We start from the raw sequence: 13,519 nt of genomic DNA, 5'->3' as shown, positions 1-13,519 counted from the left end.
TCGCGTCAGGTGGGGCCCGCCTGGGGCGCGGCTGGCGGGCCCAGCCGCAGCGGATCCCAGATGTACTCTTCTATGGGAGTCAGCTTCATGTTCGTCAGCCCATGCCGCTTGACGAACTCGACGAAGCGCTCGGAGACGAGGATGCAGCCCTGGAGACCCCGGGGGCGGAAGACGTCCTCGCCCTGCCAGGTGCCCGGCTCCAGGGTGAAGCCGTGAATGGAGTCCCTGCCGGGATCGCGGCACTCCGGACAGGTCACGGGCACGAGGCGGCGCACGCGGCTCCGTCCATCATCCACGGCGGCGCGGCTGAAACAGACGGTGACGGCGAAGTAGCGGGGCACGGCACCGGGCTTGGGGCCCTTGCGCTTCCTCTTCACCCGGACCACCTCGACGGGGTTGAACCCGAGCAGTCCCGTCAAACCTTCCGCTCGGAATGCGTCCGCGAAGCGCTCGGAGATGAGGACGCTGTACCCGGTCCCCGCGATGAAGTCGCCCAGACCCTGGCCATACAGTTCCAGGTTGACGCGGTAGGGTGGCAGCCATGCCAGCATACCGATGGCACCGCCACACCGTGGGCATTCGGGGGCGTCTCCAACGTTGTCACGATCAACTTTGCTGACCTGGGTGTCATGGGGCCCCCACATGTCATCCTGGAGCATGAAGAAGCGCGGGGACTCATCTACCTGGGAAGCCATTGGGGAACCTCTTGAGCATCTCCGGGCGACTGTAGATGCCACGCAGGAAATCCTCGAACTCCTTCCTCGTTGCCTTGGGGAATCTTTGGAGCCACTCGATGACCTCCCTGTCCACGTCGCGGTGCCATTGCTGATAACCGCAGTGCGACTCCCTGTCCTTCGCCCTGGTCACGAAGCGCTCATCCCGAGGCGTGTAGAGCCCGCGAAGCGTTTTGTGCTGCTCCAGCTCCTCGGAGATGGGCCGGGAGATGATGTGGTGATTCTGGCCCGTACAGTGGGGAGGCTCGCCTGAATCCTCCGCGACTTCCGCGTCCGATGGCGCCTGCGTCTCCTCCTCGAGCCGATCCCCCTCCGGCTGGGTCATCTCATGGAGCACTCGGGCGCCATTGAGCACCTCGGCGATCTCCGCCGCGCTGGCCCCACATTGTTCCGCCGCATTCAGAGGCCATCTCTGGATGCAGCAGCTCATCGTGTTCCAGCAGGTGACCTGGGCCAGGTAGACGGGGCTGCTCGCGGCGGAGGGGCTGCTCGCAGTGGAGTGGGCCCCCACGGAACAGCCCGCCGTGACGCTCGCGAGCACGGCCAGCATGCACAGAACGAGAACGCGACCTGTCGTGTGGGTGCCAACCATGGGCTGCTCCCTCGAAACGGAGTGGACCTGACACAGGGTCCTCCTCCGGATGGACACAGCCCGAGCATACCACGGGCTCCAGGTGCGACCGCCCCCGGAGCCCGGTACCGCGGAACTACTTCTTGATCGTCAGCTTCGTCTCGGTGGCCTTGCTGCCACCCTCGGCCTTGATGGTGACCGCGCCGGCCTTCACGGCCTTCACGTTCCCGGCCGCGTCCACCGTGGCGACCTTCTCGTCGCTGGTGGTGAAGGTGAAGGACACGCCCTGGATGGCCGCGCCGTCCGTGCCCTTGGCCACCACCGCCAGCGCCGCGCTCTCGCCCACCTTCAGCGTCGCCGGCACCGTCTCGAACGCCACCGCGTCCACCTCGGGCAGCTTCACGGTGACCTCGAACTCCTGCGTCAGCTTGCCGGACGTCACCGTCACCTTCGCGGTGCCCACCGCCTTGGCCGTCAGCCGGTTGCCCTCCACCTGCACCACGTTGGCGTCCGCCGCCGAGTACTCCAGCTTCGAGTCCTTCACCGGACGGCCCGCGTCATCCTTCACCTCGGCCTCCACCACCGCCTCCGAGCCCAGGCCCGTCAGCGTGAAGGGCGCGCCCTGGATGACGATCGCCGAGGGAATCACCACCTCCACCGGGGCCGAGGCGCTCACCTCACCCGAGGTGACCGTGATGTTCGCCGAGCCGCTCTTCACCGCCGTCACCTTGCCCGTGGCGTCCACGGTGGCGACCTTCGTGTTGGTGGAGGCAAACGCGAGCTCCGCCTTCTCCACCGGCTTGCCCTCCGCCGTCACGCCCCGCGCCGACAGCGCCACGGACTGGCCCGCCTCGGACAGCGCCACCTTGGCCGGCTTCACCTCGATCCGCTCCACCTTCGCGCACGCCGACGCCAGCACGACCACGGACGCGGCCATCAGCGGATTCAGAAACCTCTTCATGTTGAATGTGCCTCCCACTCGCCCTCGGGCGAGCGATTGATGTCGAATTCAGCCGAGGAACTTGGTGTTCCAAGGACCCGGGTGGTAAAACCCGTCACGCCTCAGCAATTCGTGTTCCATTTCCAACAGCCCTCTGGAGGGCGTCGGAGGCCGTGGAGAAAAGGGGCAGCCCACCTGGGGCGTTGTCCTTTTTCTCCACACCTGCGCGCGACAGCCCGAATCCGGGTACGGTGGAACGCGCCAGCATCGAGCACCATGGAGCACGACATCAGCGCCGCCGAGACACACGCCAGGTCCGAGCCCCGGAGGGACGCACGGTGAAGGGGCTGTGGCTTCCGTTGCTCCTGGTGGGCCTCACCGCGGGGGCCGTCCCACCGGGGATGCCCGTGTGCGAGCGGCCCCATGTCGCGGCGCCGGCTGAAACGCGGCCCTTCCCCGAGGAGGTGCAGCGGGCCCTGGACGCGCTCGTGCGCGCGGAGCTCACCCGGGAGCCGCACGCGGGCCTCGCCGTGGGCGTGCTGCGGGGCGCCGAGCGTTGGGTGGGGACGTACGGGATGAGGGACGTGGCGCGGGGCCTGCCGGCGACGCCGCGCACCACCTGGCGCATGGCCTCCATCACGAAAACATTCACCGCCGTGGCCGTGCTGCAGCTCGTGGAGCAGGGCCGCATGGACCTCGACGCGGACATCCGCACCCTCGTGCCCGCGTGGCCGGAGAAGCGCTGGCCGGTGACGGTGCGGCAGCTGCTCGGCCATCTGGGAGGCGTGACGAACTACGGCCGCTTCGGCCCCAGCCATGACAGCGGCCCGGTGGACACCGCGGGGGCGCTCGCGCTCGTGGCGGGCTACGAGCTGGAGGCCGAGCCCGGCACCCGCTTCATCTACAGCACCTGGGCCTACAACCTGCTCGGCGCCGCCATCGAGGCCGTGTCCGGACAGAGCTACGGCGAGTACCTCCAGGAGCACGTCTTCGGCCCCGCCGGCATGGAGCACGCGGCGCTGGACGATCGCCGCACGCGCGACGAGCACCACGCCGCGGGCTACCGGATTCGGGACGGGCAGCGGGTGGCCTCCAAGGTCATCGACGTGTCCGGCCGCTTCGCCGGTGGCGGCACCCGCGCGTCCATCGAGGATCTGCTCGGCTTCGGTGAAGCACTGCTCGACTACCGGCTGCTGTCACGCACCAGCTCGGGGTGGATGCAGACGCCGATGAGCACCCGGGACGGACGGCTCACCGACTACGGCATGGGCTTCGCGACCTGGCCGCTCCGGGGCCACTACCTGGTGGCCCACTCGGGCGCCCAACCGGAGACGTCCACGCTGCTCCTGCTGCTGCCCGGAGAGGACGTGGCCATCGCCCTGGCGAGCAACGTGGAGGGCCAGGCCGCCTCGCTCAAGCGCATCGCCTACGGCGTCATCGAGCTGCTGCTCGAGGACCAGGGGCCCCGGCTGAGCGCGCACCGCCAGGGCCCGGTGGACGCGGTGGTGAACGAGGCGCTGGGCCGCGTCTTCGGCTACGGGCTCGCGTACCACCAGTGGGCCACGCACGGGCCGGGGACACTCCCGGGGAAGGGCGAGTTCCCGGAGGCCTTCGAGCAGGTGACGCGGATGCTCGACCGGGCGGCGATCGAGCGGGCGCCAGAGGCCACGCGTGAGCGCATCCTCGCCGCCCATGAGCCGCGCGAGGACTGGCTCTTCGTCCGCGTGGGCGCGTACATGGCCCGGACCCTGGAGGAGGCGCTGGGACCCGAGCGGCTGCGCAGCTACTCCGCCCGGGGCCCGCTCGCCTTCTTCAATGACTACCTGGCCGTCTGCGAAACGAAGCAGTGCCCCGAGCCCTTCCGCTTCAACGAAGCGCTGCGCGCGGACCTGCGCCGCTTCAGCGGAAACAACATCGAGCCCGCACGGCACTGAGCGCCCCGCTCCAGCCACCGGAAGATCCGCCGATTCCGCACGAGAATCCGCTCTGATACCGGGCCGGACCCGCGCGTATCCATGGGAACCATGACGAGGAGGAAGACCCCGCGGGAAACGAAGAAGCCCTCGCCGAGCCACGAGGACTTCAAGCGGCACCACCTCCCGGTCTGGGTGGGGCGCTACAGCCACGGCCATGCCCAGAATCGCGCCGCCCGGCCGGGGACCTTCACCCATTCGTATGCCGTCATCTTCCTGGTGACGCGGGGCCAGTCGACCATCCACCACAGCGGCCAGCTGGTGCTGCGAGCGGGAGACGTCCACCTCATTCCCCCCGGGGACCCGCACGGAGCGCCGCACGCCGGTGACGCGGAGGGATGGGTGATCTCCTTCCACCCGGAGGCGTTTCCCCACGAAGACCCGAGCTGGGGCAGCAGCGAGGGACTCCGGCTGGGACCCATGCTGCGGATCCGGAGCGGATGCCACCCGGTGCTCCGCCCGAATGCCGCCCAACGCAAGCGCCTGGAGCGGTGGATGCGGCTCATGGAGTCCGAGTTCACCGGCGACGAGCGCTCCCGCGACGAGGCCGTGAGCGCCCTGCTCCGGTTGGTGCTGATCGAGCTGGAGCGCATCACGGGGCTCGAGACCCCACCGGATCCTGCGGGCCAGAGCCTGGCGCGGCGGGCGCTCACGTTCATCGAGGCGAACGCGCTCGGGCCGCTCTCCCTCACGGAGGTGGCACGAGCCGTCGAGCGCTCCGCCACACACGTGGCCGGCGTGCTCCGCAAGGAGACGGGCCGCACGGTGGGACAGTGGATCCTCGAGTACCGCATGGCCGAGGCCCGGCGGAGGCTCCGGGGCACGGACGAGCGGGTGGACATCATCGCCGAGCGCGTGGGCTACGCGGACGCCACGCACTTCATCCGCCTCTTCCGGCGTGCCCACGGCCTCACGCCCGCCGCGTGGAGACGCCAGGCCACGCTGTCGACTCGTACATGAGCCAACGGAAGGCGCGCGCTCCGCCCACCGGAGTGACACCTTTCGGATGAATGCTCCACCCCGCGCAGCAGGGTGCCGCCGCCCGTGCTCCCCTACTCCTTTCGTTTCGGCGACTCGAAGCGCGGAGAGGGCATATGGCGGACGCATTCGACGTGGTGGTCATCGGCGGAGGCCCGGCCGGGGAGAACGCGGCGGCGCGGACCGCCGCGGGAGGACTGGCGACGGCCCTCGTGGAGACGGAGCTGCTCGGCGGCGAGTGCTCCTATTGGGCCTGCATCCCCAGCAAGGCGCTGCTCCGGCCTCCCGAGGTGCACTGGCTGGCCCGGCACTCGCCCGGTGTCCGTGAGGCGGCGAAGAAGCCGCTCGATGCCTCCGAGGTCCTCGCCTACCGGGACAAGATGGTCCACGGCTACGACGACAAGGGCCAGGCGAAGTGGGCGCGAGACGCGAAGCTGGAGGTGGTGCGAGGGCACGGCCGGCTCGCGGGCCCGAAGACGGTCCGGGTGACGACTCGCGATGGAGGGACACGCGAGCTGACGGCACGCCGCGCGGTGGTGCTGGCCACGGGCAGCCGTGCGCGCATCCCGGACATCCCCGGCCTGCGCGAGGCGAAGCCGTGGACGAACCGCGAGGGCACTGGCTCCAAGGCCGTCCCCCGGCGGCTGGTGGTGATGGGAGGCGGCGTGGTGGCCGCGGAGCTGAGCCAGGCATGGAAGTCGCTCGGCGCGGAGGAGGTGACGCTCATCCAACGCAGCGCGCACATCCTCACCCGCCTGGAGCCCTTCGCCGCCGGGCTCGTGGAGAAGGCCCTGCGCGAGAGCGGCGTCACGGTCCGCACGAGCACCCAGGTGACACGCGTCCACCGTCCCGGCGGCCAGGGCGAGGTGACGCTCACGCTCGACTCCGGCGAGACGCTGCGCGCGGACGAGGTGCTGGTGGCCATGGGCCGGGACGTGGCCACGCGGGACGTGGGCCTGGAGACGGTGGGGCTGACGCCGGGCAAGCCGGTGGAGGTGGACGATCTGCTCCGAGCCAGGGGCGTGGAGGGCGGCTGGCTGTACGCGTGCGGAGACGTGAACGGACGCAACCTCCTCACGCACATGGGCAAGTACCAGGCGCGTCTCGCGGGAGACAACATCCTGGGCCGGCAGGAGGAGGCGTGGGCGGATGCGCGGGCCACGCCCCAGGTGATCTTCACGCACCCGCAGGTGGGCGCGGTGGGACTCACCGAGGCCGAGGCCCGCCAGCGTGGCCTGCCGGTGCGCACGGTGCAGGTGGACCTGGACTCGGTGGCGGGCACGAGCCTGCTGGGACAGGGCTTCGACGGAGGGGTGAAGCTGGTGCTGGACGAGCAGCGGCGCGTGATCCTCGGCGCCACCTTCGTGGGCCCCGGCGTGGGCGAGCTGCTGCACGCGGCCACCATCGCGGTGGCCGGTGAAGTGCCGCTCGACAGACTCTGGCACGCCGTGCCGTCCTTCCCCTCCGTCAGCGAGGTGTGGCTCCGGCTGCTGGAGGCCTATGGCTTGTGAGCGGCCTTCGCGAAGGAGTCGAAGGCGGAGATGACCTCGGGCGGGGCCTGCACCAGTTCGATGAGCACGCCCTCGCCCCCGAGCGGGAACTGCTCGTTGCCCTTGGGGTGGATGAACGTCACGTCGAAGCCGGCCGCGCCCTTGCGGATACCGCCGGGAGCGAAGCGCACGCCCTGCCCCTCGAGCCACGTCACCGCCGCGCGCAGGTCATCCACCCAGAGGCCCAGGTGGTTGAGCGCGGGGTCGTGCACGCGCGGCTTCCCGTTCGGGTCCACTGGCTGCATCAAATCCACCTCCACGCGGAAGGGCCCGGCTCCGGCCACGACGATGTCCTCGTCGACGTTCTCGCGCTCGCTGCGGTAGGTGCCATGGGGCTCGAGGCCCAGCACGTCCACCCACAGCTTGCGCAGGGGCGCCTTGTCGGGCGCGCCAATGGCCACCTGCTGGAGGCCCAGGATGCGAAAGGGTCGTGTCGTCATGGGCGCGCACCGTCGCAGAGGGCACGTCCGTGGACAAGGGCCCGCCGCACCAATGTCAGAAGCCCGGCGGCACCCGGCCATGCAGACACGTGATGGTGTTGGGCACGCGAGGCCCCGACCACAGCGCATGCCGCATCCCCGTGCGCACCTCGGGCGGCACGCCCTCCTCCACCGGCCAGTGCGGCTCCTCGCCCGGACGCAGCGAGTGCAACCCGCTCTGCCAGGGCCCGATGACGTAGGTGTGCCCCGCGGCGCGGCAACCGAAGAAGCGCGTCCACGCCCTGGCGAAGGCATGCCCCCGGGCCGTCCCGAACGTCTCGCAGGTGCGGAACCACCAGAGCGCGTCTCCGCCGGGCACGAGCCGCTCGCGCAACTCCGCCAGCCGCGCGTGCCACGGATGGCCCGGCTCGAGCGCCCGGACATCCATCGGCACCCGGTCGATGAGCACACAGCCCCAGTTGCCATGGCCCCAGAACTGGATCTCCGCGATGGGCCGCTCGCGTGAACGGGCGAGCAACCAGTCGAGCGCTTCGGGCCAGCTCGCCACACCTTTCCAGTCATCCAAGCGGCCGAGCGCGCGGTACAGCACGCCTCCCACCCGCCACGAGAAGGTGAGGCCCGGAAGACCCCAGCGCCCGCCACAGGTGCGGTCGTACACCATCAGCCTCGAGCCCACGGTCCGCTCAGCCATGGTCCCTCCGTACTAGACTCTCCCGCGAAGACATCCAACCCATCGGGTACCGGGAGAATGAAAGCATGCACGCAACCCAGAGTCTCTATGACCAGCTCGGCGGCGAGGAGATGGTCACCAGGACCGTCAACATCTTCTACAAGAAGGTGCTGGCGGATCCCCGCCTGAAGCCCTTCTTCGAGAACATGGACATGAGCCGGCTGCAGTCCATGCAGCGGGCCTTCCTGTGCACGGCCTTCGGGGGCCCCGGCGCGTACAGCGGCCGGGACATGCGCCGCGCCCACACCCGGCTGGTGGCGCGGGGACTGAGCGATATCCACTTCGACGCCGTGCTCGGCCATCTGGACGGCACCCTGGAGGAGCTCGGCGTGGGCAAGCCCCTCCGGGACTGGGCCCAGGCCCTCACCGAGAGCCTGCGCAAGGACATCCTGAACCGTTGAGCCCGGATGAATATCTCCGGGGGTGGGACGTCCCGCTCATCCCCGACCCAGGCCCGGAGTCAGCGGACTCAGCCGCCCAGCGCGCCGTTGATCAGCGGCGCGAGGATGTCCATGCCCGGATCATCATCGTTGTAGCCGTTGGGCGGCTCGTAGATGCGGATGCGCTGGTTCTCGTTGATGAAGCGGGAGAGGAACACGTCCATCGGCACGAACTCGCTGTTGCACTTCCAGTTCTGCCACGGCTCGGAGACGTACTCATACCAGCGCTTCTTCTCCATCCGCTGGCAGGCGTGCGCGCCCACGAAGGTGATGATCGTGGTGCAGTGGCTCTCATTGATGGGCCGGGCATGCGGGATGAAATAGCTGAAGTTGTTGTAGAGCTTCAGCTCGTTGACCAGACGGTCCTGGTCCTCCTTCCAGTAGCCCAGCACCGACTCCTTGTCGTTGGGCGTCAGGAAGCGCTCGTAGGAGAAGCGCGAGTAGTTGTAGTCGCGCGTATAGGCCGTGTAGGCGAGCTGATCATTGGGGAACTCCATGGCCACCATGCGGTTGATGGTGCCCATGTTGTTCTGGTCGAACGAGGCCGGCAGCTGGCCGAAGACCGAGTTCAGGTTCCACGACTGGCGGATCTTGTCGTGCAGGGCGCGCGAGCGATCATTGACGTTGGCCGCCAGGTAGATGGGGCCCGAGTCATTCAGGTAATAGCCACGCGCCGGGTTGACGGCGCGGCGCACGAAGTAATACGCGGACGCGGTGGCGGTGCCGCCAGCGCTGAAGCCCGTGACGAACAGCTTGTTGACGCTGGGGAACTGCGTCTTGGCGTAATTGGCCGCGGCGAGCGTGTTGGTATATCCCGAGTGGTGCCAGGTGAGCGGCGGCTGCGCGCCCGTGGGGTCCGTGTAGGTGACGACGTTGTTGCCCACGTGCACGTCGCCCGTGCAGTACGGCATGTAGACGATGTTCCAGTCCTTGGTCACCAGGTCCTTGCGGCTGCGGAACGGCAGGCCCGGATCCGCCCCGTTCACGATCGGCGAGACATACTTCGCCGTGAACTGCTGCATGTAGTCGTCCGTGAGCCCGTTGGGATTGGCCGCGCCCAGCACGCCCGCGCGACCGCTGCAGGTGTCGTAATCCCAACACGCGCCGCCGCCCTCGAACATGAACAGCAGGTTCTGCGAGCCCGTGTCACTGCGATGGACGAAGAACTTGTACTGGGAGCCGTTGCCACACTTCGTCCCCGGCAGCTCCACCTTCTGCCAGCTGTAGCTGTTGCCTCCGTCCACGAGCACATCGACAATGCCAGAGACGAGGACCTCGGCCCGGGCGGGGGCCGCCGGCACGGCCGCGGCCGCGAGAAGACCCAACAAGAGATGGTTTCTCATCCCAACTCCTTCCATGGTTGGTTTGTGGTGAGACACACAGAACTAGCACAAGCCGTGAAATAGTTGTATCTCCAGACGGAACAGGCTTTTCCCACTTTTCGAGATTGTGACAAACACGCATCCCGAGGTATCTCTTTCGTCATGGCTGTGAATGGTCGACCGAAGATTCTGCCGTGGTTGCTCGCGGCCCCGGCAGTCGTGCTGCTGGTGCTGGTGCTCGCCGGTGTCTTCCGCACGGGCCCGTCCACGGATGACGCACCCTGGCAAGAATCACGCGCCGCGGTACCCGCGCGGCCACCGCCCGCCCCCGGGCCACGGACCGCCCCCGCGGCTGTCGCGGCCGTGGGGACCGATGCCGGACTCGCGCCCGTCGCCGAGGCGGCTCCCAGCGAGACGCCCGCACGGCATCCGGTGGACCTGGAGAAGCTGCGCGCGCTGCTGCCCGGCAACCTCTACTGGGAGATGGGCGTGCCCACGAAGGACCCGGAGGTGCTGCGCAAGCGCGACGAGGAAGGACGGCGCTGGAACGAGCTCTACGGCAAGGTGCAGTCGAACACGGCCACCGAGCAGGAGATCCACCAGTACTACGAGCACCGCCGCAAGCTGTCGGAGGACTCCATCGCGTTCGCGAGCGCGGTGCTCGAGCAGTTCGGCCCCCAGCTCCCGGAGCAGGAGCAGGGCCTGTACGCGCTGAGCATCCAGATGCACCGCACGCGCCTGGAGGAGCTGCCCCGGCAGATAGAGGAGGCGCTCGCGCGCAAGAGCGCCCAGGACCAGCGCCGCGAGGCCTGGCGCCGCGGGGGTGGTGGCAACTGAGCGGCGGGCCCGTCCGTTCTGTCGCTCGCCATGCAACCAGCACGCGGGGACCCCTTCCCGCCCGCCATGCGCGCCCTCACCCTGTAGGGCAGCCATGGATCTCTCCGCTCTGTCCGAATCCGACAAGCGGCGCTGGCTCGCGCTCGCGGGCCTGGCCGCCGTCCCCGTCTACGTCATTCCCGTGGGCCTCTTCGGCCTGCGCGCCCTCTGGCCCCGGACGCTGCGCACCGCCACCTCGGGCGCCATCGCCCTGGGCATGGTGTCCCTGCTCGGCCTGGGCCTGAAGGGGCTCACCCGGGCGAAGGCCAGCAGCCAGCCGGGCAACCGCGAGCGCTGGCGGCTGCCCTTCCGCATGCCCGTCATGCCGGAGGAGTTCGCCGCCTCGGCCGCTTCCGGCCACTGAGTCGTTGGAACTCCAGCCATCACGCCATGCGTCATCGAGGGCGGAAGTGTCCTCGATGATGCATTCCGTCATGCACGCCCTGTCACGGCCGGGTGGATGCCCCTCGCACGAGAGGCCCGCGCGGCAAGTGGCACCCGCTTGCGGTATAGGTTCGCCTGCCCTCGGGCGGGAGGCGGTTCGTGTCACTCAGTGTCTTCGATATGTTCACCATCGGGATCGGGCCCTCGAGCTCGCACACGGTGGGGCCGATGCGTGCGGCGCGGCAGTTCGTGGAGAGTCTCGCGAAGGAAGCGGGAGGGCTCGGCGGCGTCGAGTCCGTGAAGGCGGAGCTGTTCGGCTCGCTGGGGCACACCGGCAAGGGACACGGCAGCGACATCGCGGTGCTGCTCGGCCTGGAGGGCGAGCGCCCCGAGGAGGTGGACTGTGACGCCGTGCCCGCGCGCATCTCGGGCATCACCGAGACGGCGAAGCTGAAGCTGCTCGGCCAGCAGACGGTGAAGTTCCGTCCCTCCGAGGACATCGTCTTCCACAAGCGGCAGTCGCTGCCGCGCCACCCCAACGGCATGCGCTTCACCGCGGTGCTCGCCGGGCGGAGCGAGCCCTTCAGCCGCATCTACTATTCGGTGGGCGGCGGCTTCGTCATCAACGACGACGGCACCTCGGCGCACGCCGTGGGCGTGAAGGACTCGCGCATCCCCTACCCCTTCAAGACGGGCGCGGAGCTGCTCGCGCTCTGCCACCAGCACGGGCTGAGCATCAGCACGCTGATGATGGAGAACGAGAAGGCGCTGCGGCCGGAGGCGCAGGTGCGCGCGGGACTGCTGCGCATCTGGGAGGTGATGCAGGCGTGCGTGAAGCGCGGCTGCGAGCGCGAGGGCATCCTCCCGGGCGGGCTGAAGGTGAAGCGGCGCGCGGCGGCCATCTACCGCAAGCTCAAGGGCGACATGCGCGGCAACGCGGATCCGCTGCTGCCAATGGACTGGGTGAACCTCTACGCGCTCGCGGTGAACGAGGAGAACGCGGCGCAGGGGCGCGTGGTGACGGCGCCCACCAACGGCGCGGCCGGCATCATCCCCGCGGTGCTGCACTACTACCGGCGCTTCGTGCCGGGCGCGGATGACGAGGGCGCCATCCGCTTCCTGCTCACCGCCGGGGGCATCGGCATGCTCTACAAGCTCAACGCCTCCATCTCCGGCGCCGAGGTGGGCTGCCAGGGTGAAGTGGGCGTGGCGTGCTCCATGGCGGCCGCGGCCCTCACCGAGGTGATGGGCGGCACGCCGGAGCAGGTGGAGAACGCGGCGGAGATCGGCATGGAGCACAACCTGGGGCTCACGTGCGATCCCATCGGCGGGCTCGTCCAGGTGCCGTGCATCGAGCGCAACGCCATGGGCTCCATCAAGGCCATCAACGCCGCGCGGCTCGCGCTGCAGGGCGATGGCAAGCACAAGGTGTCGCTCGACAAGGTCATCGCGACGATGCGCCAGACGGGCGCGGACATGATGACCAAGTACAAGGAGACCGCGCGCGGCGGCCTCGCGGTGAACATCATCGAGTGCTGAAACCCCTCCGGGGGCGCTGAAACCGCCCCCCCGCCCGACCATGTGGATATTCGGCTACGGCTCACTCATCTTCCGTCCCTCATTCCCCTACGAGGAGCGCCGTGAGGCGTGGTTGAGGGGCTGGGCGCGGCGTTTCTGGCAGGGCTCGATGGACCACCGCGGAGTACCGGAAGCCCCCGGGCGGGTGGTGACGCTGGTGCCAGAGCCCGGCGCGCGCTGCTGGGGTATGGCGTACCGGATCGCCACCGAGCGCGTGGAGGAGGTGCTGGCCCACCTGGATTTCCGGGAACAGGGCGGCTACGAGCGGCACCGGGTGCAGCTGGAGATACGCGACTCTCCGTCCCTGGAGGCCGTGGTGTACGTGGCCGGCCCAGCCAACCCCCACTACCTCGGGCCCGCGACGCTGGAGACCATCGCCCAGGTGGTGCGCTCCGCCCACGGCCCCAGCGGCTCGAACCGCGACTACCTGCAGAGGCTGGCGGAGGCGCTCACCCAGGCCGGCGAGCATGACGAGCACGTGGCGGAGTTGGTGCGGCTGTTGTAGGCGAGCGCCCGGCCCGAGGGAAGCCTCCGGCGGCGGCTTCGATCCCGCCGCTTCCAATAGAGTTTGCCCGCCGCCTTGAGTCGAACCCACTCCTAACGAGGAGGCGTGGAGCATCTTGGGGGACCAAATCGGTTCTTGTCGGAGTAGAGGGGGGCGGGAGGCGCGGTGCGTAAGGGTCCGGTCCAGCCCAGGGTGTAGGCCATCAAGAAGCGTGGCACGGTGGCCGCGTGATGGACGGCACGTCGACAAGCCTATCGCTGCTGAGCCTGCTGCTGGGCCCACGCCTCGGGGAGGAGCTCCGCGAGGCGGGAGGCGGGGAAGCGGGTGTCGCCGAGCTTGGGCAGCACGTCGCGAAAATAGGCCCACGGGTCCATGCCCAGCCGGTAGCAGCTGAGCACGAGGGAGTAGACATGGGCGGCGCGGTGGCCGGCCGCGTCGCTGCCCAGGAAGAGCCAGTTCTTGCGTCCGAGGACAATGAGCTTGATGAGGCGCTCCACC

Annotated in this window: 15 protein-coding genes; 8 read left to right on the top strand and 7 right to left on the bottom strand. The window is 69.2% G+C overall.

Features of this window, described 5'->3' with window-relative positions; translation table 11 throughout:
- Positions 1–5: 5 nt before the first annotated feature.
- The 3 genes from VFZ09_RS08975 to VFZ09_RS08965 form a co-directional block, all read right to left on the bottom strand.
- On the bottom strand, positions 6–551 hold the full coding sequence (locus VFZ09_RS08975; RefSeq protein WP_329727091.1) for an imm11 family protein: 546 nt from the start codon (positions 549–551) through the stop codon (positions 6–8).
- A gap of 124 nt (positions 552–675) precedes the next feature.
- Positions 676–1,326 carry a Wall-associated protein precursor gene (locus VFZ09_RS08970; protein WP_329727090.1) on the bottom strand — a complete coding sequence of 217 codons (651 nt, stop codon included), beginning with the start codon at positions 1,324–1,326 and terminating at the stop codon, positions 676–678.
- Between the two features lie 115 nt (positions 1,327–1,441).
- Entirely contained in the window at positions 1,442–2,266 is an 825-nt protein-coding gene (locus tag VFZ09_RS08965) for an Ig-like domain-containing protein (protein WP_329727089.1), read from the bottom strand.
- A gap of 317 nt (positions 2,267–2,583) precedes the next feature.
- On the opposite strand from VFZ09_RS08965, the gene VFZ09_RS08960 reads away from it, so the two are divergent.
- The 3 genes from VFZ09_RS08960 to VFZ09_RS08950 all read left to right on the top strand — a co-directional run bounded on the left by VFZ09_RS08960 (position 2,584) and on the right by VFZ09_RS08950 (position 6,707).
- Positions 2,584–4,179 carry a serine hydrolase domain-containing protein gene (locus VFZ09_RS08960; protein WP_329727088.1) on the top strand — a complete coding sequence of 532 codons (1,596 nt, stop codon included), beginning with the start codon at positions 2,584–2,586 and terminating at the stop codon, positions 4,177–4,179.
- Positions 4,180–4,269: 90 nt separating this feature from the next.
- Entirely contained in the window at positions 4,270–5,178 is a 909-nt protein-coding gene (locus tag VFZ09_RS08955; protein ID WP_329727087.1) for an AraC family transcriptional regulator, read from the top strand.
- Positions 5,179–5,312: 134 nt separating this feature from the next.
- Entirely contained in the window at positions 5,313–6,707 is a 1,395-nt protein-coding gene (locus VFZ09_RS08950) for an NAD(P)/FAD-dependent oxidoreductase (protein WP_329727086.1), read from the top strand.
- Here the strand turns inward: VFZ09_RS08950 and VFZ09_RS08945 are convergent.
- Together VFZ09_RS08945 and VFZ09_RS08940 are read right to left on the bottom strand one after the other, a co-directional pair.
- On the bottom strand, positions 6,695–7,186 hold the full coding sequence (locus tag VFZ09_RS08945; protein WP_329727085.1) for a VOC family protein: 492 nt from the start codon (positions 7,184–7,186) through the stop codon (positions 6,695–6,697). The two genes, VFZ09_RS08950 and VFZ09_RS08945, sit on opposite strands and share 13 nt — an antisense overlap.
- 55 nt (positions 7,187–7,241) lie before the next feature.
- On the bottom strand, positions 7,242–7,877 hold the full coding sequence (locus VFZ09_RS08940) for a hypothetical protein (RefSeq protein WP_329727084.1): 636 nt from the start codon (positions 7,875–7,877) through the stop codon (positions 7,242–7,244).
- 65 nt (positions 7,878–7,942) lie between these two features.
- On the opposite strand from VFZ09_RS08940, the gene VFZ09_RS08935 reads away from it, so the two are divergent.
- The gene (locus VFZ09_RS08935; protein ID WP_329727083.1) at positions 7,943–8,317 is read left to right on the top strand and encodes a group 1 truncated hemoglobin; all 375 of its coding nucleotides are present in this window, start codon (positions 7,943–7,945) and stop codon (positions 8,315–8,317) included.
- A gap of 68 nt (positions 8,318–8,385) precedes the next feature.
- Here VFZ09_RS08935 and VFZ09_RS08930 read toward each other — a convergent pair whose 3' ends face one another.
- Positions 8,386–9,699: a pectin acetylesterase-family hydrolase gene (locus tag VFZ09_RS08930; RefSeq protein WP_329727082.1), complete on the bottom strand. Its 1,314-nt coding sequence runs from the start codon at positions 9,697–9,699 to the stop codon at positions 8,386–8,388.
- Between the two features lie 141 nt (positions 9,700–9,840).
- On the opposite strand from VFZ09_RS08930, the gene VFZ09_RS08925 reads away from it, so the two are divergent.
- The 4 genes from VFZ09_RS08925 (at position 9,841) to VFZ09_RS08910 (ending at position 13,021) form a co-directional block, all read left to right on the top strand.
- Positions 9,841–10,515, top strand: a complete 675-nt coding sequence (locus tag VFZ09_RS08925) for a hypothetical protein (RefSeq protein ID WP_329727081.1) — start codon at positions 9,841–9,843, stop codon at positions 10,513–10,515.
- Positions 10,516–10,609: 94 nt separating this feature from the next.
- Entirely contained in the window at positions 10,610–10,918 is a 309-nt protein-coding gene (locus tag VFZ09_RS08920; protein ID WP_329727080.1) for a hypothetical protein, read from the top strand.
- A 179-nt stretch (positions 10,919–11,097) separates the two neighbouring features.
- Positions 11,098–12,477, top strand: a complete 1,380-nt coding sequence (locus VFZ09_RS08915; protein ID WP_329727079.1) for an L-serine ammonia-lyase — start codon at positions 11,098–11,100, stop codon at positions 12,475–12,477.
- Positions 12,478–12,517: 40 nt separating this feature from the next.
- Positions 12,518–13,021 carry a gamma-glutamylcyclotransferase gene (locus VFZ09_RS08910; RefSeq protein ID WP_329727078.1) on the top strand — a complete coding sequence of 168 codons (504 nt, stop codon included), beginning with the start codon at positions 12,518–12,520 and terminating at the stop codon, positions 13,019–13,021.
- A gap of 251 nt (positions 13,022–13,272) precedes the next feature.
- On the opposite strand, the gene VFZ09_RS08905 is transcribed toward VFZ09_RS08910, so the two are convergent.
- Positions 13,273–13,519 (bottom strand): transposase domain-containing protein (locus tag VFZ09_RS08905; protein WP_329727077.1); only part of this gene is annotated, 247 nt, incomplete at its 5' end.

Origin of the sequence: Archangium sp. (genome assembly GCF_036277355.1) — a bacterium.
In the GTDB taxonomy this organism is placed as follows: domain Bacteria; phylum Myxococcota; class Myxococcia; order Myxococcales; family Myxococcaceae; genus Archangium.
Note: the sequence above shows the minus strand (reverse complement) of the source record. Positions and strands in the feature narration are given on the sequence as shown.

Bases quoted from the DNA above. Each gene is read 5' to 3' on its own strand.
- VFZ09_RS08975 (WP_329727091.1), bottom strand. From the start codon at position 551: ATGCTGGCATGGCTGCCACCCTACCGCGTCAACCTGGAACTGTATGGC.
- VFZ09_RS08970 (WP_329727090.1), bottom strand. From the start codon at position 1,326: ATGGTTGGCACCCACACGACAGGTCGCGTTCTCGTTCTGTGCATGCTG.
- VFZ09_RS08965 (WP_329727089.1), bottom strand. From the start codon at position 2,266: ATGAAGAGGTTTCTGAATCCGCTGATGGCCGCGTCCGTGGTCGTGCTG.
- VFZ09_RS08955 (WP_329727087.1), top strand. From the start codon at position 4,270: ATGACGAGGAGGAAGACCCCGCGGGAAACGAAGAAGCCCTCGCCGAGC.
- VFZ09_RS08950 (WP_329727086.1), top strand. From the start codon at position 5,313: ATGGCGGACGCATTCGACGTGGTGGTCATCGGCGGAGGCCCGGCCGGG.
- VFZ09_RS08945 (WP_329727085.1), bottom strand. From the start codon at position 7,186: ATGACGACACGACCCTTTCGCATCCTGGGCCTCCAGCAGGTGGCCATT.
- VFZ09_RS08940 (WP_329727084.1), bottom strand. From the start codon at position 7,877: ATGGCTGAGCGGACCGTGGGCTCGAGGCTGATGGTGTACGACCGCACC.
- VFZ09_RS08935 (WP_329727083.1), top strand. From the start codon at position 7,943: ATGCACGCAACCCAGAGTCTCTATGACCAGCTCGGCGGCGAGGAGATG.
- VFZ09_RS08930 (WP_329727082.1), bottom strand. From the start codon at position 9,699: ATGAGAAACCATCTCTTGTTGGGTCTTCTCGCGGCCGCGGCCGTGCCG.
- VFZ09_RS08925 (WP_329727081.1), top strand. From the start codon at position 9,841: ATGGCTGTGAATGGTCGACCGAAGATTCTGCCGTGGTTGCTCGCGGCC.
- VFZ09_RS08920 (WP_329727080.1), top strand. From the start codon at position 10,610: ATGGATCTCTCCGCTCTGTCCGAATCCGACAAGCGGCGCTGGCTCGCG.
- VFZ09_RS08910 (WP_329727078.1), top strand. From the start codon at position 12,518: ATGTGGATATTCGGCTACGGCTCACTCATCTTCCGTCCCTCATTCCCC.